The sequence below is a fragment of the Cupriavidus sp. JZ107 genome (assembly GCF_053903255.1).
Window position 1 is genome coordinate 2,220,980 of sequence record NZ_CP096481.1, and the last position, 25,315, is coordinate 2,246,294.

Below are 25,315 nucleotides of genomic sequence, written 5' to 3' on the forward strand. Positions count from 1 at the left end.
TTACCCTTTGAAGCCGTCGATGCGGCGGCGGTCCCGCTTGGTCGGGCGCCCTTGCAGTTGCGACGCCGGCTCGACATGGAGACGCCGCCGCTCGGCCTCCGCGGCGCGCCGCGTCCGGCTCTCCTCGGTTTCCTCATAGAGCGTCTGCGCAACGGACGCCGGCCCGCGGGCCGGGGCGATGCCCTTGACCACCAGCTCCCAGCGCTGCTGATGGGCGTCGATGCGCACGGTGTCGCCCGGCTTGACCTCGCGCGAATTCTTGCATGGCTGCCCGTTGACCTCTACCCGGCCCCGCTCGACGGCCTCGGCCGCCAGCGAACGGGTCTTGAAGAAGCGCGCGCACCACAGCCACTTGTCGATCCGCTGCCGCGCATCGTCCTCGTACGACGGATTCATGCCGCGGCCCCCCTTGCCTGCGCCAGCGAGCGCCTCGCTTCCAGTTCGTGCGCATGCGGCAGGCGCAACGGCCAGCCCTGCATATGCTGCAGCGCGATCTCCGACAGCGCGGTGATCCAGAACGGCGCATCGTTCAGGCACGGAATGAAGTGGAATTCCTTGCCGCCGGCGACCTTGAATTCGGACTGTCCTTCCATCGCGATCTCCTCCAGCGTCTCGATGCAGTCGGCCGGAAAGCCCGGGCAGAATACGTCGACCCGCGCGGTGCCGACCTTGCCCAGCTCGGTCAGCGTCGGCGCCGTATAGGGCTGCAGCCACTCTGCCTTGCCGAAGCGCGACTGGAACGTGACCTGGTACTGGCCGGGCTGCAAGCCCAGCGCCTCGCCCAGCATGCGGCCTGTCTTCAGGCATTCGCAGTGATACGGATCGCCCAGCTCGAGCGTGCGCCGCGGCACGCCGTGGAAGGACAGGATCAGCCGGTCGCCGCGCGCGAAATCCGGGGCCCCATGCTGGGCCCAGTAGGCGCCGACCTGCTGGTGCAGCGCGCCCAGATAGGCCGGGTGGTCGTGAAAATGTTTGACCAGCCGCAGTTCGGGCTGATTGCGCCATTCGCCGAGCACGCGAAACAGTTCGTCAAACGCGGTCGCGGTGGTGGTGCCGGAATACTGCGGGTACATCGGCAGCGCCAGGATGCGCTCGCAGCCCTGGCGACGCAGCGCCTCCATCACCGAAGGGATCGACGGGTTGCCGTAGCGCATCGCGCAGGCCACCGTCACGTCATGCCCCTGCTGCGCCAGCAGCTGCTGCAGCGCATGCGCCTGCCGCTCGGTATGGACCAGCAGCGGCGAGCCGGTCCGGTGCGCCTCGCGCAGCCAGATCGATTCGTACTTCAGCGCCGACGCGCGCGAGCGCAGCGGCAGGATCAGCCCGTACAGCACCGGCAACCAGGCCGCGCGCGGAATCTCGACCACGCGCGGATCGGACAGGAACTGTTTCAGGTAGCGGCCGACCGCCTTGGGGGTCGGCTCGTCCGGCGTGCCCAGGTTGATCAGCAGGATCGCCGTGCGGGGCGCCTGCCCATGGCGGTAGGCCGGTTCTGCGGTAAAGGTCATAGGGATTCCGGTATCGCCGGGGCACGAAGGCCGCCCTGCGCGTGGCGGCCCGCCCTGGCCGCCATCAGTTCTGGCTGCTCAGCGCGCTCGACAGCAGCCGCGCCGTGATATCGACGATCGGGATCACCCGGTCATAGGCCATCCGCGTCGGGCCGATCACGCCCAGCGTGCCGACGATCTGGCCGTCGACCTCGTACGGCGCGGTGATCACGGCCATGTCCTCGAGCGGCACCAGCCGGCTCTCGCCGCCGATGAAGATCTGCACGCCCTCGGCGTGGCTCGACACATCGAGCAGCTGCAGCAGGCTGGTCTTGTGCTCGAACACGTCGAACAGCCGGCGCAGCTTGTCCATGCTCGAGGCCAGGTCCTCGACCTCGAGCAGCTTGCGTTCGCCCGAGATATAGACCTGCTCGTCCTCGTCGGCCATCGCGCTGCTGCCGGCCTCGACCGCGGCCTGCATCAGTTCCGACATGTCGATGCGCAGCGCCTTCAGTTCGTCGCGCAGCCGCTCGCGCACGGTGTCGAAGCGCATGCCGGCGTAATGGGTGTTGATGAAATTGGCCGCCTCGACCAGCTGCGACGCGCTGTAGGGCAGCTCGGTCTGGATGATGCGGTTCTGCACGTCCCCTTCCGGCGTCACGATGATCAACAGGATGCGCTTGTCGGACAGGCGCATGAATTCGATCTGCCGGAAGGCCTGCGCGCGGCGCGGGGTCATCACCACGCCGGCGAACTGCGACAGGTTCGACAGCGTGCGCGCGGCCGACGTGATCATGCGCTGCGGGCTCTGCTCCTGCGCGCCGAGTTCGCCCTGGATCAGACCGGCCAGCTTGGTGCGGTCGAACTGGGTATCGAGCGGCTGGGCCGTCAGCATGGTATCGACGAACAACCGGTAGCCGCGCGGGGTCGGAATGCGCCCCGCCGACGTGTGCGGGCTGGCGATGAAGCCCATCTCTTCCAGGTCCGACATCACGTTGCGGATGGTCGCCGGCGACAGGTCCAGTCCCGAGTACTTCGACAGCGTACGCGAGCCGACCGGCTGCCCTTCGGCGATGTAGCGCTCGATCAGGGTCTTGAGAAGGGTTTTCGCTCGTTCGTCCATGGTGTCCCGATTTTACGCAAGTTTTGCGCGGTGGGGCTCGCTCTGGCACTCGCCCCCCGGGCCGTGCTGACAATGGTCATGGCGGTATGGTCTAATCCGGGCATGTCTGCACACCCCAAGTCCGGCGCCGCGCACGCGCCCTTTCGCACGGTCGCCCTGGTCGGCAGGTATTCGACCGCGGGCATCGAAGGTCCGCTCGAGGAACTGGCGGCCTGCATCCTGCGCAACGGCCAGGACGTGGTGTTCGAACGCGAGACCGCGCTGGCGACCGGCCTGACGGACTACCCGGCGCTGTCCGCCGAGGAGATCGGCCGCGAGGCCGACGTCGCGGTGGTGCTCGGCGGCGACGGCACGCTGCTCGGCATCGCGCGCCAGCTGGCCGGCTTCTCGGTGCCGCTGATCGGCGTCAACCATGGCCGCCTCGGCTTCATGACCGACATCCCGCTGGAGGATGTGCAATCGGTGCTGCCGGCCATGCTCAGCGGCCACTACGAGCCCGAGAACCGCATGCTGCTCGAATCGCGCGTGATCCGCGACGAGGCCGTGATCTTCTCCGCGCTGGCCCTGAACGACGTGGTGGTCAATCGTTCGGGCATCTCCGGCATGGTCGAGCTGGCGGTCTCGGTGGACGGCTACTTCATGTACAACCAGCGTTCGGACGGCCTGATCGTGTCGACGCCGACCGGTTCGACCGCCTATGCGCTGTCGGCCGGCGGGCCGATCCTGCATCCGACGCTGTCGGGACTGGTGCTGGTGCCGATCGCCCCGCATGCGCTGTCGAACCGGCCGATCGTGCTGCCGCACGACGCCGAGGTGTCGATCGAGGTCGCCACCGCGCGCGATGCCAGCGTCAACTTCGACATGCAGTCGCTGACCTCGCTGCTGCCGGGCGACCGCATCGTGGTGCGCCGCTCGGCCAAGACCATCAACCTGCTGCACCCGGTCGGCTACAACTACTACGCGACGCTGCGCAAGAAGCTGCACTGGCACGAGTACCCGACCGAAGACAACCGGCTCTGAGCGCAAGCGTCCCGCATCGTCTGCCGCCCGCCCCAGCCGGCCCCGATCCCTCCCCTAGTCATCGCCGCCCTCCGTCTCCGAAGATGCTGCGCAGCCTGTCCATCCGCGATTTCGTCATTGTCGATACGCTCGACCTCGACTTTTCCGCCGGCTTCACCGTGTTCACCGGCGAGACCGGTGCCGGCAAGTCGATCCTGATCGATGCGCTGGCGCTGGTGCTCGGCGAGCGCGCCGATGCCGGCGTGGTGCGCGAGGGCGCGGCGCGCGCCAGCGTCAGCGCCACCTTCTCCACGCACCCCGCGCTGGACGCCTGGCTCAACGAGCAGGCGCTGGCCGAGGACGACGGCAACGTGCTGCTGCGCCGCGTCGTCGATGCCAACGGCCGCAGCAAGGCCTTCATCAACGGCAACGCGGCCACGCTGGCGCAGCTGCGCGAGGTCGGCGACCAGCTGGTCGACATTCACGGGCAGCACGCGCATCAGCTGCTGCTGCGGCCGGACGCGCAGCGTCTGCTGCTCGACGCGCATGCCGGCCTGACCGCGCAGTCGGCCGCGGTCGCCGAGGCCTGGCGCACCTGGCGCGCCTGCGTGCGCCAGCGCGAGGCGGTCGAACAGCAGTCGCGCGAGATGCAGCTCGAACGCGAGCGGCTCGAATGGCAGGTCGGCGAGCTCGACAAGCTGGCGCCGCAGCCCGATGAATGGGAGGCGATCCAGGCCGAGCACAAGCGGCTGTCGCACGCGGCCAATCTGCTCGAGGGCGGCCGCGCCGCGCTCGACGGGCTGTCCGAAGCCGACGGCGCGGTGCTGTCCGCGCTCAATGCGATGGTCCACCGGCTGCGCCAGCTCGCCGAGGTCGATCCCGCGCTGGGCGATGTGGTGACCGCGCTGGAAGCGGCCGAGGTGCAGGCCGAGGAAGCGGCCCACTCGCTGACCCGCTATGTCGACCGGCTCGAGCTCGACCCCGAACGGCTGCAGGTCGTCGAGGAGCGGATGCAGGCGCTGCACACCGCCGCGCGCAAGTTCCGCGTGCCGCCCGAACAGTTGCCCGACGAATTGCTGGCGCGCCGCCAGCAGCTCGACGACCTGCAGGCCGCACAGGACCTGAACAAGATCACCGCGCGCGAGGCCGCGGCCCGCGCCGCCTACCTGACCATCGCGCGCCACCTGAGCGACGCCCGGCGCCAAGCCGCAGAGCGGCTGTCGGCCGCGGTCACCGAGGCGATGCAGGGCCTGTCGATGGCCGGCGGCAGCTTCACCGTGGCGCTGCACCCGATCGACGAAGGTGCCAGCCATGGACTCGAACAGGTCGAGTTCCTGGTCGCGGGCCATGCGGGCGTCAGCGCGCGGCCGCTGGCCAAGGTCGCATCGGGCGGCGAACTGGCGCGGATCAGCCTGGCGATCTCGGTGATCACCAGCGAGGCCGCGCCGACCCCGACGCTGATCTTCGACGAGGTCGATACCGGCATCGGCGGCGCGGTCGCCGAGGTGGTCGGCCGCCGGCTGCAGGAACTGGGCCGCGCCCGCCAGGTACTGTGCGTGACCCACCTGCCGCAGGTCGCCGCGCAGGCCGGCACGCATCTGCTGGTCAGCAAGGAGACCGTCAGCGATGGCGGCGAGGCCGTGACGCGCTCGCAGATCCGCGTGCTCGACGCCGCCGGCCGCGTGGTCGAGACCGCGCGCATGCTGGGCGGCGCGACGGTGACCGCCACCACGCTGCAACATGCGGAGGAAATGCTGGCGCAGGGTGCGCGCGGCGTGCCGGCGGCCAAGGAAGGCCGGCGCGCGCGCCGCGCGGCGAGCTGACGCCGGCGGCGCACGGCCGCACCGACGCGCCGACGCACCATCGACTCGCAACAATCAATCGCACCGACACAGGAAACCCCATGCTCTTCGCCAAGCCGCCCTCGTCCCTCGACGATCCGTCCGCCACGACCGGCGCCGCCGGCGCGGCGCGCCGCCCGGTGAGCCGCCCGGTGAGCCGACCTGCGCGCCGCACCACGCGCCGGCTGACACTGGCGGTGGCGCTGTGCGGCCTGGCGCTGGCCGCCGCCTGCAGCTCGAAGCCGGCCGTCCCCCCGCCGGGCAGCATCACCGACGACCGCGCGGTCGGCGACATCCTAGTGCGCTTCACGCCGCCGGCCGTCGATACCTCGCTGCAGGCCGGCGAACTGCTGGCCCAGGCCAAGGGACCGATCCGCTTCGTCGTCAAGCGGCCGATGTCGGGCGGCACCTGGCTCGTCACCGCGATCTCGCCATCGCCGGAGGCCACCATCGAGGAGGCGGTCACCACGCTGCGCGCGCTGCCGCGGATCGAGGCGGCAGAGGCGGACCGCCGCCTGACGCCCAGCCGGCCCAAGCCGACCGGGCGCGACATGCCGGCCGACTGAAGACGCAGCGCCGGCGGCCGTTAACCGATCGAGAAGCGGATCGAGGCAAGCGAACCGCCCCGAACGTCACCCCGATAGCGTGCGCTGTCGGACGGCCGCCGATTGCCCGACCGCATTCCCGTGACTATCGTTTAGCCACATGCCCGCGAGCGCCGGCCGCTGCACCCCGGCTTCGCCCTTCCCGGAGGTGTTCATGCCGCGTTCGATTCCGCCCGTCGCCCTGCGTCTGGTCCTGGCCGCCGCCATCTCGGCAGGCGCCCTGCTGCCCCCCTCGGCCGCGATGGCCGCCCCGAATCCGGACGCCCGTCCGGCACCGGTCTACAGCGGCAACATCATCGTCCGCTGGAAGGATGCCCCGGCCGGCAGCGCGCTGATGCCGGCCGAGGCCGCCGCCGAACAGGTGCGCAAGGTGGCCGAGCAGACCGGCATCGGGCTGACCGTCAAGCGGCAGATGGGCGGCAACCTGGCGCTGCTCGGCGTGCCGGCCGGCAAGGGCGCCGATCCCGAGGCGGTGGCCGCGCAGCTGCGCCAGGATCCGCGCGTCGCCGACGCGGTGCCGGACCGCTGGCTGCGGCCGCACGACACGGTCCCCAACGATCCCGAATTCGCCATCAACCAGCCCTATCTGGGCTCGCCTTCACTGGTGCCCGGTGCCGCGAATCTGCCCGCGGCCTGGGACCGTTCGCGCGGCAATGAAAACCTGGTGATCGCGGTGGTCGATACCGGCGTGCTGCGGCATCCGGACCTGGCCGCGCGGCTGGTCGCCGGCTATGACTTCATCGCCGATCCGCAGTTTTCGCAGGACGGCGACGGCCGCGACGGCGATCCGACCGACGCCGGCGACTTCGTGCCGCAGGGCTTTGCCTGTCCCGGCATGCCGGCCGCGCCGAACCTGCGGCCCAGCACCTGGCATGGCACCCGCGTCGCCAGCGTGCTCGGTGCGGTGACCAACAACGGCCAGGACGTCGCCGGGGTCGACTGGAGCGCCCGCATCCAGCCGCTGCGCGTCTCCGGCCGCTGCGGCGCGCTGCTGTCCGATACCGTCGACGCGATGCGCTGGGCCGGCGGCCTGCCGGTGCCGAACGTGCCGAACAACCCGACGCCGGCACGCGTGGTCAATATCAGCCTCGGCGCCGGCAGCTGCAGCACCTTCGAGCAGCAGGCCGTCGATGAACTGGCCGCGCGCGGCGTCGTCGTGGTGGCCGCCGCCGGCAACAGCGCCGGCGCGGTCGAAGCGCCGGCCGACTGCCGCGGCGTGATCGCGGTGACCGCCCATGTCAACGACGGCGAAAACGCCAGCTATGCCAACGTCGGCCCGCAGATCGCGATCAGCGCGCCGGGCGGCGGCTGCGCCAACAGCAAGGTGTCGAACAACACCTGCCTGGCCCCGCCGTCGACGATCCGCACGCTGAGCAACGATGGCGAAACGACGGCGCGCAACTACACGCTGGTGAACTCGCAAGGCACGAGCTTTGCGGCGCCGATGGTGTCGGGCGTGGCCTCGCTGATGCTGGCGGTCAATGGCAACCTGTCGACGGCGCAAGTGACGGAGCTGCTCAAGAGCAGCGCGCGCCCGCACCCGGCCAATACCTATTGCACGACCGGCAGCAATACGAACACGTGCGGAGCCGGCCTGCTGGACGCCGATCGCGCGCTGCTGGCGGCGGCCGGAGCGCCGCTTCCGCCGGCACCGGCGCCGGGCACCGGCGGCGGCACCGGCGGCGGCAATGGCGGTGGTGGAGACGATGGCGGCGGCGGCGGTGCCGTGCCGCTGTGGGGCGGCGCGGCACTGGCGCTGGCCGGTCTGTTCGGCCTGTGGCTGCCCGCGGGCCGTCGCCGTCGGGAGCCACGTTGAATCGAAGGCCGGCGCGCTAGCCTCCGGCGGCGCGCCGCTGCGCCCACCACTGTTGGGCGAGCCACCAGCCGAAGCCGGCGACCGCGCCGGCCGAATGGGCCGCCCGCACCACGCCAAACCCCCATGCCGCGTCGAAGCGCACCGGTGCGAGCCACGACTGTTCGACCCACAGCTTGAGCAGCACGCCGGCGGCGAGCGCAACGCCGATCGCGCGCGACCAGCGGTCGGCCGCCAGCAGACGCAAGGCGCCCCAGACCGCCAGTCCATGCAGCGCGCCCGACAGGCCGCCATACCAGCGCACCGCGGGCTGCCACAGCAGCGCGACCTGCACCGCGACCCCACAGACCACCAGGGCCAGCAGCATTTGCCGTGCGCCGGCGGCACGGCCCGTCAGCAGCAGCAAGCCCAGCGCCGCCAGCAGATTGCCGAGCCAGTGGCGTCCATCCAGATGGACCCACATCGCGGTCAGCAGCCGCCACCATTGGCGGTCGCCGCCGGGCAGCATCAGCGCATCGCGCAGATAGAGGCCGTGCGCATGCAGCCACGGCACGAAGGTAAATGCGGCCGACAGCGCGCCGATCGCTGCCATCGCGCCCAGGGCCGGCAGTGCGCGCCGCCATGTCGAGGACGGCGCCGTGGCCGGCGGGGCGCCGCCGTCGTGCTCAACGCCCACCGGCGCTCAGTCCTCGCCGAACACGGCCTGCCATAGCGCCCGCACATCGCGTGCCTGCGCCTCGATCGTCTGTGGCGGCACGCGCGCCTGATCCTGGCCGTCGAGCCGCAGCTTGTGCTGGCGCGCGCGGAAGGTCCGGTAGGCGTCGCCGACCGATTCGGCCAGCGTGGCGTCGATCAGGCCGAGCTGCCCGGCCATCCGCAGCAGCGCGATATTGCCGGCGTTGCGCGTCAGCTCCGGATGGGCACGGCTGTGCAGCAGCACCAGATACTGCACGGTGAATTCGATGTCGACCATGCCGCCGCGATCGTGCTTCAGGTCGAAGCGGTCGCCGCGGTTCGGATGGCCTTCGGCCACCTTGTGCCGCATCGCGACGATTTCCTGACGCAGCGTGTCGGCATCGCGCGGCTGGCGCAGGACCTCCTCGCGCAGCCGCTCGAAGCGCGCGCCGAGTTCGCGATCGCCGGCGCAGAAGCGCGCGCGCGTCAGCGCCTGATGCTCCCAGACCCAGGCGGTGTTGTCGCCCTGGCGCAGCTGATAGCGGCGGAACGACTCGAAGCTGGTGACCAGCAGCCCGGCGGCGCCGTTCGGGCGCAACCGCGTGTCGACGTCGAACAGCATGCCCGCCGCGGTATGGCTGGTCAGCCAGGTGATCAGGCGGCGCGCATAGGCTGCGTAGATCTCGGCCGCGCCGTCGTCCTCGTCGTCGTGCAGGAAGATGATGTCGAGGTCGGACGCATAGCCGAGCTCCTTGCCGCCCAGCCGGCCGTAGGCGATCACCGCGAAGCGCGGCGTGTCGCGATGGCGCATCGGCAGCTGCTGCCACACTGCGGTCAGCGTGACGTCAAGCATCGCGTCGGCCAGGTCGGACAGGCGATCGGCGATCTGCTCGACCGTCAGCCTGCCGTGCAGGTCCTGCAGCAGCACGCGGAAGGTCTCCGCATGGTGCTCGCGGCGCAGGATATCCATCTGGGCCTCGACCTGGCCGTGGGCGGCCAGCAGGCGCTCGCCGAGCCGGGCGCGGAAACCCTCCCAGTCGGGCACGCTGGCCAGCGCCTCGGCGTCGAGCAATTCGTCGAGCAGCTGCGGATGCCGCGTCAGATAGCTGGCGGCCCAGCGCGACGCGTGCAGGGTATGGGCGACGCGCTCCATCGCCTGCGGATATTCGGACAGCAGCGACAGATAGGACGCGCGTCGGCTGATCGCATCGAAGAAGTCGAGAAAGCGCGCGATGGTGGCATCGGCGTCGTCCTGCCGCCCCGCCAGGTCCAGCGCACGATTGACCAGCAGGTCGAAGCGCGCCCGGCTCTGCTCGGACAGCGCGCGATAGCGCGGCGAGCTCGCGGTGGCGCGCAGCCGCTCGAGCAGCCCGCCACAGTCGGAATAGCCGGCCTGCGCGAGCCGCGCGCACGGCGCCTCCTCGTCGTCGCCATGCGCCAGCGCCGGCCACAGCGTCTCGGCGGGCGTCTGGCCCTGCTCCGGGTCCGAGAAGGTGACCTCGAACTGCTGCGCCACCGGCTCCTGCAGCTCGGCCAGGCGAGCCAGCAGCGCGGGCCAGTCCGGACAGCCCATCATCCGCGCGACCGCGGCCTGTTCCTCGTCGCTGGTCGGCAGATGATGGGTCTGCGCATCGTCGCGATACTGCAGCCGGTGTTCCAGCTGGCGCAGGAAGCGATAGGCATCGGACAGCTGCAGCGCCTGCCCGGCCGGCAGCAGCCCGCGCTCGACCGCGATCGCGAGCACCTCCAGCGTCGGCCGCGCGCGCAACGCCAGGTCCTGGCCGCCGCGGATCAGCTGGAACACCTGCGCCATGAATTCGATCTCGCGAATGCCGCCGCGCCCGAGCTTGATGTCGGCCGAGCGCTGGTTGACGCCATGGCCGGCCAGGCCGCCGCTGCGCTTGGCGGCCTCGGCGCGGATCTGCGCATGCAGCGAGCGGATCGCGGCGATCACGCCGTAATCGAGATAGCGGCGGAACACGAACGGCGTGGTCAGCCGCGCCAGCTGGTCGGCCGCGCGCTGCGCGTGCGGCGTGGCGATCGACGACACCACGCGGCCCTTGATCCAGGCATAGCGTTCCCATTCTCGTCCCTGTACCACCAGGTACTCCTCCAGCATGCCGAGGCTGCAGGCCAGCGGACCGGCATCGCCATTGGGACGCAGGCGCATGTCGACGCGGAACACATAGCCGTCGGCCGTGGTTTCCGCCAGCACGCTGATCAGGCGGCGGCCCAGACGCGTGAAATATTCGTGGTTCGACAGACTGCGCTGCCCGCCCTGCGTATCGCCGTCCTCGTCGTACAGAAAGATCAGGTCGATGTCGGACGACACATTCAGCTCGCGGCCTCCGAGCTTGCCCATGCCGACCACGATCAGTTCCTGGACCTCGCCGCTGTGCTCGCCGACGGGACGGCCGAAGGTCGGTGCCATGTCGTCGGTCAGCGTGGCCAGCGCATGCTGGATCGACAGTTCGGCCAGGTCCGTCATCGCGCCGGTCACCTCGGCCAGCGTGGCCAGGCCGCGCAGATCGCGCTCGATGACGGTGCACATCACCTCGGCGCGCAGCCGGCGCAGCGCCTGGCCGATCGCCTGCTCCGCATCGGCGGCGGGCTGCCGCAGCGCCGTCAGCCGCGCTTCCATCCAGACCCGCGTCAGCGGCTCGGCGCTGGCTTGCGCGACCAGCGCCGGCAGTTCGGGCCGGGCCTGCATCATGCGCCGCACGTAGTGCGAGGCGGCCGCCGAGTACAATGCGTGTCCCTCGCAATCGGCGGGATCGAGACCGGTCGCGGCGGTCAGCGCGAAGGCGCCGCTGGCCATGCCGCCCAGGCCGCCGGCCGCGGTGGCGGCATCCGGTGCAACTGCGTCAGCGGCGGCAGCGTGCCCGCCGGCGCCCGCCTGGGAACTCGGGATATCTGGGGAAGTCATTCCTGTCACTTGGATGGATCGCGGCCGAGGATCGCCGCGCGAGGAACCATGCGCCACCGGTAACGCCGCCCGGGCTGGCTTCGAATTGGAGAGCGGCTAGTATTGTCGGATAATCTGCGCATGTCCAGCCGCGCCACCCCACCCGCCGAACGCCCCACCCCGTCCAGCGGCGCGGCAGCAGCTCAAGGGCCGGAGGGTTCGAGCGCTGGTGCCGCTGCTGCCGCCGCCGGTCCTGCGCCCATCCCAGGCTCCGATCCCACCTCCTCCAGTTCCCATGCCTCCGGCAAGTCGTTTTCGACCTCGGCCTGGCGCCGCCGGGCCGGCCAACTGATCGGCCGTCTGAAGGCTTCGCCCCGCGCCACCGGGCGCGCCGTCGCCGCCGCGCTACGGCACCGCTGCTGGGGCTGGATCGCGCGCTGGCTGCTGCGCATCGGCGTCGCGCTGGCGGCCGTCGCCGCGGTGCTGTTCCTGCTGATGCGTTTCGTGCTGTGGCCGCAGGCCGCCGGCGCACGCGCGTGGCTGGAGCAACGCGGCTCCGAGGCTCTGTCGGCCCAGCTGACCATCGCCACGCTGGAGACCTCCTGGGATGGCTGGCATCCGGCCTTCCATGCGCGCGGCGTGCGGCTGGTCGACGAGCAGCAGCGCGTGCTGCTGTCGGCGGACACGCTGCAGGGCGCGCTGTCCTGGCAGTCGTTGAGCGCGCTCGAGCTGCGCTTCGCCCGCTTCGATGCCAACCGCGCCGACGTGCTGGTGCACCGCTCCGCCGAAGGCAAGCTCGAGGTGGCCGGCATGCCGGTCCGCATGCAGGACAGCAGCGGCGACGACCATCGCTTCCTCGACTGGCTGCTGGCACAGGGCTCGGTCACGCTGACCGGCGGCAAGGTGCGCTGGCTCGACGAACAGCGGAGCCTGCCGGTGCTGGAAGTCGGCGACATCCTGCTGCGCTCCACCCGCAGCGGCGCCCGCCACGACCTGCGGCTGGAAGCGCGCTCGGCCGCGCTGGCCGCCCGCCCGCTGGTGGTCACCGGCACCTTCCGCCATACCTATCTGCATGCGCAGGGAGACTGGCGCAACTGGCGCGGCCAGGCCAGCTGGGATATCGGCCAGCTGCAACTGCCGGCCGTGCAGCGCTATTCGAGCCTGTTCGAGCAGGTCGACAGCGGCGTGCTCAGCAGCGACGGCACCATCGAGTTCGCCAATGGCGAGGTGCTGCGCAGCCAGGCCCGGCTGCGCGCCAATGCGGTCGACCTGCGCCTGGCCGGCGCTGCGGAGCCGTTGCGGCTGAACCAGTCGCAGGCACTGCTGCTGCATCGGCGCGAGGGCGCCGACAACCAGCTGACCGTCGACACGCTGCTGTGGGAGCCCGCCGGCGCGCAGGCGCAGGCCAGCGGCGGCGCCTGGCGCGAGGGCATGCGCCGCGTCACGCTGCGCTGGTCGCGCGACGACAACGGCGCGCTGCGGCGGCTGGCGCTGAAGGCGCCGACGCTCGATCTCGACGCGCTGCGCGCGCTGTCGACCGCGATGCCGCTCGATACCGCGCTGGCGCGCAAGGTGCGCGCGCTGCGGCCATCGGGCCGCCTCGACAATCTCGACATCACCTGGGCGCGCGAGCGCGGCGGCCTGCTGCAGCGGCAAGGCGGCCCCACCCGCTACCAGGTGCAAGGCACGCTGCGCAACGTGTCGGTGCGCGAACAGCCGGCCGAACCGGCCTACGACAAGGACGGCCACGCGAATCTGGGCGTGCCCGGCTTCAGCGGCCTGTCCGGCAGCTTCTCCTTCGACCAGCAGGGCGGCAACGCGCGCTTCGAGGGCACCCAGGCCACGCTGACCTTCCCCGGCGTATTCGAAGACCCGCGCCTGCCCTTCGACGAACTGGCCGGCGCGTTCGAGTGGCGGCGAGAGGGCGGCAAGCTGGCGGTGCGCAGCGACGGCATCCGCTTCGCCAACGCCGATACGGCCGGCACCGTGCGCGGCAGCTGGCGCGAAGGCGGCGACGGCCATGCCGGCATTGCCGAGCTCGACGGCGAGCTGGCCCGCGCGCAGGTCGCGCGCGTGCCGCGCTACCTGCCGCTGCACGTCCCGGCCAGCACGCGCCACTATCTGGCGGGCGCGCTGGCCGGCGGCGAGTCCGAGGCGGTGCGCTTCCAGGTCAAGGGCGATCTCGCCCACTTCCCCTTCCATGGCGACGCCGCGCGGCATGGCGACTTCCGCGTCGACGTGCCGCTGCGGCAGGCGTCGTATCAGATCGATCCGCACGGTCCCGACGGCAAACCGCTCTGGCCGCTGTTCACCGAGATCGACGGCAGCCTGCAATTCGAGCGCGGCGCGATGGCGCTGAACGTCGAGCGGGCTGCGGTGCAGGGCCTGCCCGGCGTGGCGCTGCGCGACATCAAGGGCCGCATCGACGAGCTGGACCACCGCGGACGGCTGACGCTGGACGGCAGCGCCAGCGGCCCGATGCAGGGCTTCCTGCGCTATATCGCCAGCAGCCCGGTGCGCGAGTGGACCGGCAACTTCACCGGCGAGGCGCGCGGCCAGGGCAATGGCGAACTGCGGCTGAAGCTCGATCTGCCGCTGGCCGATGCCGCGCGCAGCAAGGTCGACGGGCAGTACCGGCTGACCGGCAACGACGTGGTACTGGCGCCGGGCCTGCCGGTACTGGGCGGCGCCACCGGCACGGTGGCCTTCAACGAGCACGGTTTCCAGCTCGACGCGGTGCGCGCGCGACTGCTCGGCGGCGAGGTGCGCGCCAGCGGCGGCAGCCAGTCCGACGGCACGGTGCGCGTGACCGCGGCCGGCAGCGCCAATTCGCGCGGCATCGCCGAGGCGTTGGCCAGCGCCGGCTTGAGCCCGCTGGCGCGCCGCTTCGACGGCAATGCCAGCTACCAGGCCGTCATCGGCGTGCGCGAACGCCAGCCGGTGATCTCGTTCACCGCCGACTTGGCCGGCATGGCGGTCGACCTGCCCGCCCCGCTGGCCAAGCCGGCCGGCCAGAGCGCGCCGCTGCGCTTCGAACTGCGCCCGCTGGCCGGACGCGCGGGCCATGAAGAACTCGAACTGCAATACGGCGCGATGCTCAGCGCGCGCTACCTGCTGCGCCGTGGCGCCGGCGGCCTCGAGGTGGTCAACGGCGGCATCGGCATCGGCCAGCCGGCGCCCACGCCCGCGACCGGGGTCAGCGCCGCGCTGGCGGTCGAGCGTTTCGACCTGGACGGCTGGCGGGCGGCGCTGGCGGGCGGCCCCGCCGGCGACAAGGACGGCGCCGCACGGGGGCCGATCACGGCCTCGTACATGCCGGAGCGCATCACCGCACGTTCGCGCACGCTGCTTGCCTTCGGCCGCGAGCTCGACGACGTGACGCTGGACGCCGTGCGCGCGCCCCAGTCCGGCGATCCGGGCTGGCAGTTCCGCCTGGACTCGCGCCAGATCGCCGGCCAGATGCAGTGGCGCGCGGTGCCGTCGAGCCCGGGCGGCGCGCTGACGCTGCGGCTGTCGCGGCTGAACATTCCCGACAGCCAGGACACCAGCCAGGTTGCCGACGCGCTGGCCGGCCAGATCGAGGAGTTGCCGTCGATCGACCTGCAGGCCGAGCACTTCGAACTGCGCGGCCACGACTTCGGCAAGCTGCAGGTCAAGGCGCACAGCGCGCTCGACAATGGCGAACCGGTCTGGACGCTGGAAGCGCTGACGCTGGAGCAGCCCGGCGCGACCTTCACCGGCCAGGGCAGCTGGCGCGTGCCGCGCCGCGTGCGCGACAGCGGCAAGGCCGGCGGCCAGCGCCGCACGCTGCTCAGCTTCAACGTCGACGTGCGCAATGCCGGCGACGTGCTCGACCGGCTCGGCATGCCGCACACGCTGCGCGACGGCAAGGGCAAGCTCGAGGGCCGCATCCGCTGGATCGGCTCGCCGCTGGCGATCGACTACGCCTCGCTGAACGGCCGCATCGCACTGAAGCTCGACAATGGCCAGATCGTCAGCGTCGAGCCCGGCGCGGCCAAGCTGCTGGGCGTGCTGAGCCTGCAGAGCGTGTTGCGTCTGGTGACGCTGGACTTTCGCGGCATCGCGGGCCAGGGCCTGGTATTCGACGAGATCAGCGCGACCGGCACCATCGAGAACGGCATCGCCAGCACCAGCGATTTCCGGCTGAAGAGCCCGCAGGTCAGCGCGGCGATGACAGGCAGCGCCAATATCCCGCAGGAAACGCAGGATCTCGAGGTCGCACTGGTGCCGCGCATCAACGCGACCTCGGCGTCCGTCGCGGCCGCCTTCATCAATCCGGCGCTGGGGATCGGCACGCTGGCGGCGCAATTGCTGTTCGCCGACGAGTTCTCCAAGGCCTTCACCCAGCACTACAAGGTCACCGGCAGCTGGGCCGAGCCGCGTATCGCCAAGGTGGGCGACAATAACGCCGACGGGCAACGGCGCGCACCCGACCGCCGCCAGCCCGAGCAGTCCTACATGCCGTAATTGCCGTAATTGCCGTAATTGCCGTAACCGCCGCAATTGCCGCAATTACCGCAATTGCCGCAATGTTCGCCATCGCGCCGAGGAAACGTCATGCCAGCCGCCGACCCCGCCACCACGCCAGCCAACCCGATCGCTACACGCTCCGCCGCGCCGCGCGCGATGCGTGTTGCGGCGATCCAGACCGTGACCGGCACCGGCCTCGACGCCAATCTGGCGCGCGCCGACGCGCTGATCGCCGAGGCCGCGCGCGGCGGCGCCGAACTGGTGCTGCTGCCCGAGTATTTCTGCCTGATGGGCCGCCAGGACAGCGACAAGGTCGCGGTGCGCGAGCAGGACGGCGACGGGCCGATCCAGCGCTTCCTCGCCGATGCCGCACGGCGCCACGGCATCTGGCTGGTGGGCGGCACGCTGCCGCTGTGGTGCGAGGACGCCGAGCGGGTCCGCAACAGCTCGCTCGCCTTCGATCCGCAGGGCGAACGGGTGGCGCGCTACGACAAGATCCACCTGTTCGGCTTTACCCGCGGCGAGGAGCGCTACGACGAGTCGCGCACGATCCTGGCCGGCCGCGAGCCGGTGACCTTCGATGCGCCGTGCGGCCGGGTCGCGATGTCGGTCTGCTACGACCTGCGCTTCCCCGAGCTGTATCGGCAGATGGCGAGCACCGACAGCGACAACGGCCTGGCCTTGATCCTGATGCCGGCCGCCTTCACCTACACGACCGGGCAGGCGCATTGGGAAATCCTGCTGCGCGCCCGCGCGATCGAGAACCAGTGCTATGTGCTGGCCGCGGCCCAGGGCGGCAAGCACGAGAACGGCCGCCGTACCTGGGGCCATTCGATGCTGGTCGATCCCTGGGGCGAGGTGCTGGCCATGCTGCCCGAGGGCGAGGGCGTGGTCAGCGGCACGCTGGACCCGGCGCGCATCGCCGAAGTGCGGCAGAACCTGCCTGCGCTGCGCCACCGGGTGCTGTAGCATGGACACCCGTAGCACCGATCCGAACACCCGGGCGCCGCATCGGCCGGCGCCCCACCCTTGCGGCTGCCGGCCCGACGCCGGGCAGCGCGACACCGAATCCAACAGAGGACATTCATGAACGCCGGCGATCTCGGAATCCGCAATCTCGCCACCGCGCAGCAGCTGCTGCTGACCCCGTACGGGCTCGACGAAGCCCGGCTGCAGCGCGTGCTGGCCGACATCTTCACGCACAAGGTCGACTACGCCGACCTGTATTTCCAGTACACCCGCAGCGAGGCATGGAGCCTCGAGGAAGGCATCGTCAAGTCGGGCAGCTTCAATATCGACCAGGGCGTCGGCGTGCGCGCCGTGTCCGGCGACCGCACCGCCTTCGCCTACTCCGACGAGATCAGCCTGGAGGCGCTGCTGCAGGCCAGCGCCGCGACGCGCACCATCGGCAAGGTCGGCAGCGGCCGCACCAAGGTGGCCGGCTCGCTGGCCTCGCATGGCGGCCGCGACCTCTATGCGCCGAACGATCCGCTCGATTCGATGCCGGCCGCCGAGAAGGTCGCGCTGCTCGAGCGCGTCGAGAAGATGGCGCGCGCCAAGGATCCGCGCATCGTGCAGGTGATGGCGGGCCTGGCCGGCGAATACGACGTGGTGCTGATCGCGCGCAGCGATGGCGTGATCGCCGCCGACGTGCGCCCGCTGGTGCGCGTGTCGGTCACCGTGATCGCCGAGCAGAACGGCCGCCGCGAGATGGGCACCTCGGGCGGCGGCGGCCGCTACCACTACGGCTACTTCAGCGACGAGTTGCTGCGCACCTACGTCGACGAGGCGGTGTCGTCGGCGCTGGTCAACCTGGAGGCGCGCCCCGCGCCGGCCGGCGCGATGACGGTCGTGCTCGGCCCGGGCTGGCCCGGCGTGCTGCTGCACGAGGCGGTGGGCCATGGGCTCGAAGGTGACTTCAACCGCAAGGGCTCGTCGGCCTTCGCCGGCCGCATGGGCGAGCGCGTGGCGGCCAAGGGCGTCACCGTGGTCGACGACGGCACGCTGGAGGGCCGCCGCGGTTCGCTGAACCTCGACGACGAGGGCAACCCGACCCAGTGCACCACGCTGATCGAGGACGGCATCCTGCGCGGCTATATCCAGGACACGCTGAACGCGCGGCTGATGAAGATGCCGGTGACTGGCAACGCGCGCCGCGAGAGCTTCGCCGCGCTGCCGATGCCGCGCATGACCAACACCTACATGCTGAACGGCGACCGCGACCCGCAGGAAATCATCGCCAGCGTCAAGCGCGGCCTGTATGCGGTCAACTTCGGCGGCGGTCAGGTCGACATCACCAACGGGAAGTTCGTGTTCTCGGCCAGCGAGGCCTATCTGATCGAGGACGGCAAGATCACCGCGCCGGTCAAGGGCGCGACGCTGGTCGGCAACGGTCCGGAATCGCTGAAGGACGTCACGATGATCGGCAACGACATGCGGCTGGATTCGGGCGTCGGCGTCTGCGGCAAGGAGGGTCAGAGCGTGCCGGTCGGCGTGGGCCAGCCGACGCTGCGCATCGAGAACATGACGGTGGGCGGCACCGCCTGACGCGCCGTCCGGCGTCGGCGCCGCTGCTGCGCCGACGCCACAGCCGGCACCGCCCGGCCCTTTCGGCGCGCTTGCCAAGCTTGCAGAAACGGGCTATAAAGTGGCTTCGTCGTCGACGCCCGCCGTCTGGCTGGCACGAAAAACCGACGAAAACCAGCGCAGTACCGACTGATTCAAGACTGAATACCGCCCTGTCCTCCCTGATGTCCGCCAAGTTTTACTTTTACTTTTTTAGCGATCTCGCACCGCTGGCGGAAGGAGAGGATCAGTCGTAAGCGCCTCCCAAGATTGCAAAAAAGCCGCCAGCAGAACTGGCGGCTTTTTTTTGGCCCGATTTTCCCGCCGCTGCCGCGGCACCCGAATACCGAATCCCCCCCACCCCTCACGACCTGACAAGACCTGGAGCCATCATGTTGAAGAACACCGACGACCTTCGTATTCGCGAACTGAAGGAGCTGCTGCCGCCGGCGCACCTGATCCGCGAGTTCTCCCTGTCGGAGAAGGCGTCGGACGTCATCTACGGCGCGCGCCAGGCGATGCACCGGATCCTGCACGGCATGGACGACCGGCTGATCGTCATCATCGGCCCCTGCTCCATCCACGACACCCGCGCCGCGCTCGAATACGCCAAGCTGCTGAAGGAGCAGCGCGATCGCTTCAGCAACGAGCTCGAGGTCGTGATGCGGGTCTACTTCGAGAAGCCGCGCACCACGGTCGGCTGGAAGGGGCTGATCAACGATCCGCACATGGACGGCAGCTTCAAGATCAACGATGGCCTGCGCACCGCGCGCGAGCTGCTGCTCAACATCAGCGAGATGGGCCTGCCCGCCGGCACCGAATATCTCGACATGATTTCGCCGCAGTACATTGCCGACCTGGTCAGCTGGGGCGCGATCGGCGCGCGCACCACCGAATCGCAGGTGCATCGCGAACTGGCTTCGGGGCTGTCGTGCCCGGTCGGCTTCAAGAACGGCACGGACGGCAACGTCAAGATCGCCGTCGATGCGATCAAGGCCGCGTCGCAGCCGCACCATTTCCTGTCGGTGACCAAGGGCGGCCATTCGGCCATCGTGTCGACCTCGGGCAACGAGGACTGCCACATCATCCTGCGCGGCGGCAAGAACCCGAACTACGACGCCGACAGCGTGCAGCAGGCCTGCGATGCGATTTCCAAGGCCGGGCTCGCGGCACGGCTGATGATCGACGCCTCGCACGCCAACAGCAGCAAGAAGCATGAGAACCAGATCCCGGTCTGCGAGGACATCGGCCGCCAACTCGCCGCCGGCGACGATCGCATCATCGGCGTGATGGTCGAATCGCACCTGATCGCGGGCCGCCAGGACCATGTCCAGGGCGCGCCGATCGACTCGCTGACCTACGGCCAGTCGGTCACCGACGCCTGCATCGGCTGGGACGACTCGGTGCGCGTGCTGGAGATTCTGGCGAATGCAGTGAAGGCACGGCGGCTGGCGAAGGGCAGCGGAAACTGAAACATTGATCTGGCGGCCGATACGCCGCCATCGTCGCGCGGGCGCCTACGATCCCATCAACGGGCGCCCGGTCACGTCCTCATACATCGCGTCCGGCGCAATATCGACCCCGTTTGGCCACACCACTGCGCCGTCGGCAATGGACGCCTTGGCGAAATAGGCTTCATCCGCCAACGGCGCAAACACGCCATGGAAATCATCGCGGGACATGTCCACGATGCCGCGCGTGCCATCGGCGAATTCAACGTCCAGTCGGTAATTTGGCAGGACAGCCAGACGGGTGACGTGCCATGCGGCCATTTCAGTTGTTCCAGGATTGAATTGCTTGGCATTCTCCTGAAAAATAAAAAAGCCGCTTCATCATGAAGCGGCTTTTTTTCCAATCGACCGAGCTTACCTCTTCAACACCAGATCGCCCGGCAGCGATTCGAGATAGGCGGCCATGTCCTTCAGCTCCTGCCGGGTGAACGGACGCGGCTTGCCGTCCTTGCCGACCACGCCGGGGTTGGCGTTGACCTGGCCCTGCATGATCGCGTTGGAGCGGCCGACCTGCGGGTTGCCGTGGATCTGGTAGGCGACCAGCGCATGGTACAGATAGCTGGCGTGCTGGCCAGCCAGCTTCGGATAGTCCGGCGCGATCGGGGAATTCATGTCGGCGCCGTGGCAGGCGGCGCAATTGCCCTTCTGCACCAGGGCCTTGCCGGCTTCGACATCGGCGGCGGAGGCCGACATCGCCGAGGCACCCAGCACGAGTGCGCCGAGCGCGAACGAGAGCGTCTTGAGCGTCTTCATGTCGGGTCCTCTCACTTCTGCGGATTGTCGCGGGTATCGCGCTTCTGCTGCGCGTAGTACGCAGCCACATCGGCGATATCCTGGTCGCTCAGCGTCGCCGCGATGCCGCGCATCGTCGGATGCTTGCGGCCACCCTTCTTGTATTCCTGCAGCGCGTTCGCGATGTACTTCGCGCTCTGGCCCCCGATCATCGGCACTTCGTACACCTCGGGAAACGAAGCCCGATATCCCGGAATACCGTGGCAGCCGATACACATCGCCACCTTATCCCGGGCTGCCTCCACATTGCCCTTGACTTCCTGGGCCTGCGCTGCCGTCGCGGCGGCGCCCAGCACCACCATCGTGAGGAGCTTTTTCATTGTCGTAGTCGGATTGGAAGGATTGAACCTTGCGTGACCTGCCCGAGCGGCCAGACATGGAACTCCCGCCGAATGCACGGCCGAGGCCGCGCGCATCGACCGTCATGCCGGCCATTCTTTCGTGATCGCCGCTTCCCGACCGGAGCCGCCGGGGTGCGACGTGGCGGCAGGGGAAGGAGGATGGACGTACGTGGGGGCGCGTCAAACCGGCGCATTGTACCGCACGCGGCACGCGGCAGTCCATAGAGCGGCGCCGTGGGCGCACGCGAACGGGAAAGCTCTTTTATACTGGTCCATTCCGACCCGAACGAAGCCTCCGAACGAGCCTCAGAACGCGACATGACCGATACCGCCCAAGCCGCCGCCGGCGCCTCTGCCGCCCCCTCCGCCCGCTTCGAGGGCAGCGCCCACTACGTGGCCACCGACGACCTGAAGCTTGCCGTCAATGCCGCGCGCACACTGCAGCGTCCGCTGCTGATCAAGGGCGAGCCCGGCACCGGCAAGACCATGCTGGCCGAGGAAGTGGCCGCCGCGCTGGGCATGCCGCTGCTGCAATGGCATATCAAGTCGACCACCAAGGCACAGCAGGGCCTGTACGAATACGACGCGGTGTCCCGCCTGCGCGACTCCCAGCTCGGCGACGATCGCGTTCACGACATCCGCAACTACATCGTCAAGGGCGTGCTGTGGCAGGCGTTCGAGTCCGACGAGCCGGTGGTGCTGCTGATCGACGAGATCGACAAGGCGGACATCGAATTCCCCAACGACCTGCTGCGCGAAATCGACCGGATGGAGTTCTACGTCTACGAGACGCGCGAACTGATCCGCGCCAAGCATCGCCCGCTGGTCATCATCACGTCGAACAACGAGAAGGAGCTGCCGGACGCCTTCCTGCGCCGCTGCTTCTTCCACTACATCAAGTTCCCCGACGCCGACACGATGCAGCGCATCGTCGACGTCCACTATCCCGGCATCAAGCGCGAGCTGGTCGCCGCCGCGCTCGAGGCCTTCTACGAGATGCGCAACCTGCCGGGCCTGAAGAAGAAGCCGTCGACCTCGGAGCTGATCGACTGGCTCAAGCTGCTGATGGCCGAGGACATTCCGCCCGAGGCGCTGCGCAGTCCGGACAAGAAGGCCGCGATCCCGCCGCTGCACGGCGCGCTGCTGAAGAACGAGCAGGACGTGCATCTGTTCGAGCGGCTGGTCTTCATGAACCGCGCCAATCGTTGAACGCCCGCCCCGCCCTCGTCGAACCCGGAACGTCCAACCTTCGCCAGGAATCTCGATGACCCGTCTGATCGCGCCGATCGTGCTGGAAGGCCGGCACGTCATGCTCGAACCGCTCGACGCCGCGCATGAAACCGAGCTGCGCGCGGCCGCCAGCGACGGCGAGCTGTGGAAGCTGTGGTACACGTCGGTGCCGACGCCAGACGGCCTGCGCGCGTGGATCGACACCGCACTGGACCAGCGCGACCGCCTCGGCGCGATGCCGTTCGTGGTGCGGCGCGTGCAGGACGGCGTCGTGGGCCCGGTGGTCGGCTCGACGCGGATGTTCAATGTCGACGAGACCCATCGGCGGCTCGAGATCGGCCACACCTGGTATGCGCAAAGCGTGCAGCGCACCGCGGTCAACACCGAGTGCAAGCTGCTGTTGCTGGCGCACGCCTTCGAGCAGCTACGCTGCATCGCGGTCGAATTCCGCACGCACTGGATGAACCACCAGAGCCGCGCCGCGATCGCGCGGCTCGGCGCCAAGCAGGACGGCGTGCTGCGCAACCACCAGGTGATGGCCGACGGCTCGCTGCGCGACACCGTGGTCTTCTCGATCATCGCCAGCGAATGGCCGACGGTGAAGCGCCATCTGCACTACCGCCTGGAGATGCCGCGCTGAGCGCCGGGGCTTTCCCCCCTCGCCCAGCCAGCCACCCGCGACACCGAGACCCGCCATGCTGATCGACTTCTTCTTCTCGCTGCGGCACGCCAAGCTGCCGGTATCCGTCAAGGAATACCTGACCATGCTGGAGGCGCTGAAGGCCCAGGTGATCGCGCCGTCGATCGACGAGTTCTACTACCTGTCGCGCATGACGCTGGTCAAGGACGAGAAGCACTTCGACAAGTTCGACCAGACCTTCGCGGCCTACTTCAAGGGCGTCGAGAACCTGGTCGACTGGAAGTCCGACATTCCGCTCGACTGGCTGCAGAAGACGCTGGAGCGCGAGCTGTCGGCCGAGGAGAAGGCGAAGATCGAGGCGATGGGCGGGCTCGACAAGCTGATGGAGCGGCTCAAGCAGCTGCTGGAAGAGCAGAAGGAAAAGCACGAGGGCGGCAACAAGTGGATCGGCACCGGCGGCACCTCGCCGTTCGGCCACGGCGGCTACAACCCCGAGGGCATCCGTATCGGCGGCCCGTCCAAGGGCAACCGCACCGCGATCAAGGTCTGGGAGACGCGCGCCTATCGGGACTACGACGATCAGGTCGAACTGGGCACGCGCAACATCAAGGTCGCGCTGCGGCGGCTGCGCCGGTTCGCGCGCGAAGGCGCCGACACCGAACTCGATCTGGACGACACCATCCATTCGACCGCGGCCAACGCGGGCCTGCTCGACATCAAGCTGCGCCCGGAGCGGCACAACAAGGTCAAGGTGCTGATGCTGATGGATGTCGGCGGCTCGATGGACGACCACATCAAGCGCGTCGAGGAGCTGTTCTCGGCGGCCAAGACCGAGTTCAAGCATCTGGAGTACTACTACTTCCACAATTGCGTCTACGACTACGTGTGGAAGAACAACCGCCGCCGGCATGCGGAGAAGATCGCCACCTGGGACCTGATCCACAAGTACACGCCCGACTACAAGGTGATCTTCGTCGGCGATGCGACCATGAGCCCGTACGAGATCCTGCAGCCCGGGGGGTCGGTCGAATACAACAATCCCGAGGCGGGCGCGGTCTGGCTGAACCGGCTGATCGACCAGTTCCCGCGCTTCGTCTGGCTCAATCCCGAGCCGGAGGGGCTGTGGCAGTACCGCCAGTCGATCTCCGTGATCAACCAGATCATGAAGGCGCGGATGTATCCGGTCACCATCGCCGGGCTGGAGCAGGCGATGAAGGTGCTGTCGAAATAGACCGTTCCGCCGTACCTGCTGTCGTCCCCGCGAAGGCGGGGACCCAGCGACTTGAAGTCGGCGACATCGGCATGGCAAAGGCACTGGGTCCCCCCTGCGCGGGGACGACGACAGGCGACGCCTCACGCCACGACGTCGACCCCTTCCATCAGCCACTGCCGGAATGTCTGCAGCGCCGGCAGATGCTGCTTCTGCTCCGGATAGCACAGGTAATAGCCCTTCTTGCTGAGCACCCGCGCCGGATGCGCGACCACCAGCGCGCCGCTGGCCAGTTCCTGCTCGATCAGGCAGCGCGGGATCAGCGCGATGCCCAGGCCCGACAGCGCGGCCTGCGTCAGCAGCGAGAACTGGTCGAAGCGCGGACCGCTCCAGGCCTCGCGCGTCGTCACGCCGAGCTCGCCCAGCCAGTCGGACCACGCCTCGGGCACCGTCGTATGGTGCAGCAGCGGATAGTTCAGCAGCGCCTGCGGCGACGCGGCCACGCCGTTGGGCTCGTTGGCAAGCAAACCCGGCCGGCAGACCGGCAGCACCTCGCGGCCGGTCATGTAGTCCGCCAGGCTGCCCGGCCAGACGCCGTCGCCGAAGCGGATTGCCGCGTCGAGGTCCGGCTGCGAGAAGTCATAGCCCTGCGCGTGCGGCACGAATTCGAGCGTGACCTCGGGATGCCGCTCGAAAAACTGCGGCAGCCGCGGAATCAGCCACTTGGCGCCGAGCGTCGGCATGCTGGCGATGTGCAGCGTGCCGCCGCGGCCCTGACTGGCCACCAGCTCGACGGTGGCGGCCTCGATCTCCTGCAGGCTGGGCCGGATCCGCTCCAGATAGCGCCGGCCGGCATCGGTCAGCAGCAGCCGCTGACGGACGCGTTCGAACAGGTCCACGCCGAGCGACGACTCGAGCTGACGGACCTGCTTGCTGACCGCGCCCTGCGTGACATGGAGCTCGCGGGCGGCCAGCGTAAAACTGAGATGACGGGCGGCGGCCTCGAAGGCCTGCAGCCCGGTCAACGACGGGCATAGGCGCCGCATGCGACTTCCTCGATTTCCCAGACTTCACGACCAAATGGAAT

Annotated in this window: 20 protein-coding genes; 11 read left to right on the forward strand and 9 right to left on the reverse strand. The window is 69.5% G+C overall.

Annotated elements, in window-relative coordinates; genetic code table 11:
- From M1D55_RS19690 to hrcA, 3 genes are all read right to left on the reverse strand, one after another.
- A complete protein-coding gene (locus M1D55_RS19690; protein WP_006576818.1) occupies positions 1 to 396 on the reverse strand; it encodes an RNA-binding S4 domain-containing protein in 396 nt (131 codons plus the stop codon).
- On the reverse strand, positions 393 to 1,508 hold the full coding sequence (gene hemH, locus M1D55_RS19695; protein WP_023263767.1) for a ferrochelatase: 1,116 nt from the start codon (positions 1,506 to 1,508) through the stop codon (positions 393 to 395). Before hemH ends, M1D55_RS19690 begins: the two co-directional genes overlap by 4 nt.
- 64 nt (positions 1,509 to 1,572) lie before the next feature.
- Complete coding sequence (hrcA, locus tag M1D55_RS19700) at positions 1,573 to 2,610, reverse strand: heat-inducible transcriptional repressor HrcA (protein WP_006576819.1); 1,038 nt, start codon at positions 2,608 to 2,610, stop codon at positions 1,573 to 1,575.
- A 102-nt stretch (positions 2,611 to 2,712) separates the two neighbouring features.
- Here hrcA and M1D55_RS19705 point away from each other — a divergent pair, with 102 nt between their 5' ends.
- The 4 genes from M1D55_RS19705 (at position 2,713) to M1D55_RS19720 (ending at position 7,871) form a co-directional block, all read left to right on the forward strand.
- Complete coding sequence (locus M1D55_RS19705; protein WP_456281647.1) at positions 2,713 to 3,630, forward strand: NAD kinase; 918 nt, start codon at positions 2,713 to 2,715, stop codon at positions 3,628 to 3,630.
- Between the two features lie 83 nt (positions 3,631 to 3,713).
- On the forward strand, positions 3,714 to 5,432 hold the full coding sequence (recN, locus tag M1D55_RS19710; RefSeq protein ID WP_064573163.1) for a DNA repair protein RecN: 1,719 nt from the start codon (positions 3,714 to 3,716) through the stop codon (positions 5,430 to 5,432).
- A gap of 80 nt (positions 5,433 to 5,512) precedes the next feature.
- Complete coding sequence (locus M1D55_RS19715; RefSeq protein ID WP_456281648.1) at positions 5,513 to 6,016, forward strand: hypothetical protein; 504 nt, start codon at positions 5,513 to 5,515, stop codon at positions 6,014 to 6,016.
- A gap of 193 nt (positions 6,017 to 6,209) precedes the next feature.
- Positions 6,210 to 7,871 carry a S8 family peptidase gene (locus M1D55_RS19720; protein ID WP_456281649.1) on the forward strand — a complete coding sequence of 554 codons (1,662 nt, stop codon included), beginning with the start codon at positions 6,210 to 6,212 and terminating at the stop codon, positions 7,869 to 7,871.
- Between the two features lie 16 nt (positions 7,872 to 7,887).
- Here M1D55_RS19720 and rrtA read toward each other — a convergent pair whose 3' ends face one another.
- Together rrtA and glnE are read right to left on the reverse strand one after the other, a co-directional pair.
- Positions 7,888 to 8,460 (reverse strand): rhombosortase, encoded by a 573-nt coding sequence (gene rrtA / locus M1D55_RS19725; protein WP_456282742.1) that lies wholly within the window; start codon positions 8,458 to 8,460, stop codon positions 7,888 to 7,890.
- A 90-nt stretch (positions 8,461 to 8,550) separates the two neighbouring features.
- Positions 8,551 to 11,361 (reverse strand): bifunctional [glutamate--ammonia ligase]-adenylyl-L-tyrosine phosphorylase/[glutamate--ammonia-ligase] adenylyltransferase, encoded by a 2,811-nt coding sequence (gene glnE / locus M1D55_RS19730; protein ID WP_064573159.1) that lies wholly within the window; start codon positions 11,359 to 11,361, stop codon positions 8,551 to 8,553.
- 228 nt (positions 11,362 to 11,589) lie between these two features.
- Here glnE and M1D55_RS19735 point away from each other — a divergent pair, with 228 nt between their 5' ends.
- From M1D55_RS19735 to aroG, 4 genes are all read left to right on the forward strand, one after another.
- Positions 11,590 to 15,936, forward strand: coding sequence for a YhdP family protein (locus M1D55_RS19735; protein ID WP_456281650.1), 4,347 nt, complete (start codon positions 11,590 to 11,592; stop codon positions 15,934 to 15,936).
- Positions 15,937 to 16,026: 90 nt separating this feature from the next.
- Complete coding sequence (locus M1D55_RS19740; RefSeq protein ID WP_006578953.1) at positions 16,027 to 16,908, forward strand: carbon-nitrogen hydrolase family protein; 882 nt, start codon at positions 16,027 to 16,029, stop codon at positions 16,906 to 16,908.
- A gap of 117 nt (positions 16,909 to 17,025) precedes the next feature.
- Complete coding sequence (tldD, locus tag M1D55_RS19745) at positions 17,026 to 18,486, forward strand: metalloprotease TldD (RefSeq protein WP_023263474.1); 1,461 nt, start codon at positions 17,026 to 17,028, stop codon at positions 18,484 to 18,486.
- 410 nt (positions 18,487 to 18,896) lie between these two features.
- Positions 18,897 to 19,976 (forward strand): 3-deoxy-7-phosphoheptulonate synthase AroG, encoded by a 1,080-nt coding sequence (gene aroG, locus M1D55_RS19750; protein ID WP_006578951.1) that lies wholly within the window; start codon positions 18,897 to 18,899, stop codon positions 19,974 to 19,976.
- Between the two features lie 45 nt (positions 19,977 to 20,021).
- Here aroG and M1D55_RS19755 read toward each other — a convergent pair whose 3' ends face one another.
- From M1D55_RS19755 to M1D55_RS19765, 3 genes are all read right to left on the reverse strand, one after another.
- Positions 20,022 to 20,276, reverse strand: coding sequence for a DUF2442 domain-containing protein (locus M1D55_RS19755; protein WP_006578950.1), 255 nt, complete (start codon positions 20,274 to 20,276; stop codon positions 20,022 to 20,024).
- A 93-nt stretch (positions 20,277 to 20,369) separates the two neighbouring features.
- Positions 20,370 to 20,768, reverse strand: coding sequence for a c-type cytochrome (locus M1D55_RS19760; protein ID WP_064573158.1), 399 nt, complete (start codon positions 20,766 to 20,768; stop codon positions 20,370 to 20,372).
- 11 nt (positions 20,769 to 20,779) lie between these two features.
- Positions 20,780 to 21,127, reverse strand: coding sequence for a c-type cytochrome (locus M1D55_RS19765; protein WP_006578948.1), 348 nt, complete (start codon positions 21,125 to 21,127; stop codon positions 20,780 to 20,782).
- 339 nt (positions 21,128 to 21,466) lie between these two features.
- On the opposite strand from M1D55_RS19765, the gene M1D55_RS19770 reads away from it, so the two are divergent.
- Genes M1D55_RS19770 through M1D55_RS19780 form a run of 3 tightly spaced genes read left to right on the forward strand, consistent with a single transcriptional unit; the run spans position 21,467 to position 24,249 of the window.
- The gene (locus M1D55_RS19770) at positions 21,467 to 22,357 is read left to right on the forward strand and encodes an AAA family ATPase (protein ID WP_064573157.1); all 891 of its coding nucleotides are present in this window, start codon (positions 21,467 to 21,469) and stop codon (positions 22,355 to 22,357) included.
- 55 nt (positions 22,358 to 22,412) lie between these two features.
- Entirely contained in the window at positions 22,413 to 23,018 is a 606-nt protein-coding gene (locus M1D55_RS19775; protein ID WP_006578946.1) for a GNAT family N-acetyltransferase, read from the forward strand.
- Between the two features lie 55 nt (positions 23,019 to 23,073).
- The gene (locus M1D55_RS19780) at positions 23,074 to 24,249 is read left to right on the forward strand and encodes a vWA domain-containing protein (RefSeq protein ID WP_006578945.1); all 1,176 of its coding nucleotides are present in this window, start codon (positions 23,074 to 23,076) and stop codon (positions 24,247 to 24,249) included.
- Between the two features lie 122 nt (positions 24,250 to 24,371).
- Here M1D55_RS19780 and gcvA read toward each other — a convergent pair whose 3' ends face one another.
- Positions 24,372 to 25,274, reverse strand: coding sequence for a transcriptional regulator GcvA (gene gcvA / locus M1D55_RS19785; protein ID WP_064573152.1), 903 nt, complete (start codon positions 25,272 to 25,274; stop codon positions 24,372 to 24,374).
- Positions 25,275 to 25,315: the final 41 nt, after the last annotated feature.

Bases quoted from the DNA above. Each gene is read 5' to 3' on its own strand.
- M1D55_RS19690 (WP_006576818.1), bottom strand. From the start codon at position 396: ATGAATCCGTCGTACGAGGACGATGCGCGGCAGCGGATCGACAAGTGG.
- hemH (WP_023263767.1), bottom strand. From the start codon at position 1,508: ATGACCTTTACCGCAGAACCGGCCTACCGCCATGGGCAGGCGCCCCGC.
- hrcA (WP_006576819.1), bottom strand. From the start codon at position 2,610: ATGGACGAACGAGCGAAAACCCTTCTCAAGACCCTGATCGAGCGCTAC.
- M1D55_RS19705 (WP_456281647.1), top strand. From the start codon at position 2,713: ATGTCTGCACACCCCAAGTCCGGCGCCGCGCACGCGCCCTTTCGCACG.
- recN (WP_064573163.1), top strand. From the start codon at position 3,714: ATGCTGCGCAGCCTGTCCATCCGCGATTTCGTCATTGTCGATACGCTC.
- M1D55_RS19715 (WP_456281648.1), top strand. From the start codon at position 5,513: ATGCTCTTCGCCAAGCCGCCCTCGTCCCTCGACGATCCGTCCGCCACG.
- M1D55_RS19720 (WP_456281649.1), top strand. From the start codon at position 6,210: ATGCCGCGTTCGATTCCGCCCGTCGCCCTGCGTCTGGTCCTGGCCGCC.
- rrtA (WP_456282742.1), bottom strand. From the start codon at position 8,460: ATGGCAGCGATCGGCGCGCTGTCGGCCGCATTTACCTTCGTGCCGTGG.
- glnE (WP_064573159.1), bottom strand. From the start codon at position 11,361: ATGGCCAGCGGCGCCTTCGCGCTGACCGCCGCGACCGGTCTCGATCCC.
- M1D55_RS19735 (WP_456281650.1), top strand. From the start codon at position 11,590: ATGTCCAGCCGCGCCACCCCACCCGCCGAACGCCCCACCCCGTCCAGC.
- M1D55_RS19740 (WP_006578953.1), top strand. From the start codon at position 16,027: ATGCCAGCCGCCGACCCCGCCACCACGCCAGCCAACCCGATCGCTACA.
- tldD (WP_023263474.1), top strand. From the start codon at position 17,026: ATGAACGCCGGCGATCTCGGAATCCGCAATCTCGCCACCGCGCAGCAG.
- aroG (WP_006578951.1), top strand. From the start codon at position 18,897: ATGTTGAAGAACACCGACGACCTTCGTATTCGCGAACTGAAGGAGCTG.
- M1D55_RS19755 (WP_006578950.1), bottom strand. From the start codon at position 20,276: ATGGCCGCATGGCACGTCACCCGTCTGGCTGTCCTGCCAAATTACCGA.
- M1D55_RS19760 (WP_064573158.1), bottom strand. From the start codon at position 20,768: ATGAAGACGCTCAAGACGCTCTCGTTCGCGCTCGGCGCACTCGTGCTG.
- M1D55_RS19765 (WP_006578948.1), bottom strand. From the start codon at position 21,127: ATGAAAAAGCTCCTCACGATGGTGGTGCTGGGCGCCGCCGCGACGGCA.
- M1D55_RS19770 (WP_064573157.1), top strand. From the start codon at position 21,467: ATGACCGATACCGCCCAAGCCGCCGCCGGCGCCTCTGCCGCCCCCTCC.
- M1D55_RS19775 (WP_006578946.1), top strand. From the start codon at position 22,413: ATGACCCGTCTGATCGCGCCGATCGTGCTGGAAGGCCGGCACGTCATG.
- M1D55_RS19780 (WP_006578945.1), top strand. From the start codon at position 23,074: ATGCTGATCGACTTCTTCTTCTCGCTGCGGCACGCCAAGCTGCCGGTA.
- gcvA (WP_064573152.1), bottom strand. From the start codon at position 25,274: ATGCGGCGCCTATGCCCGTCGTTGACCGGGCTGCAGGCCTTCGAGGCC.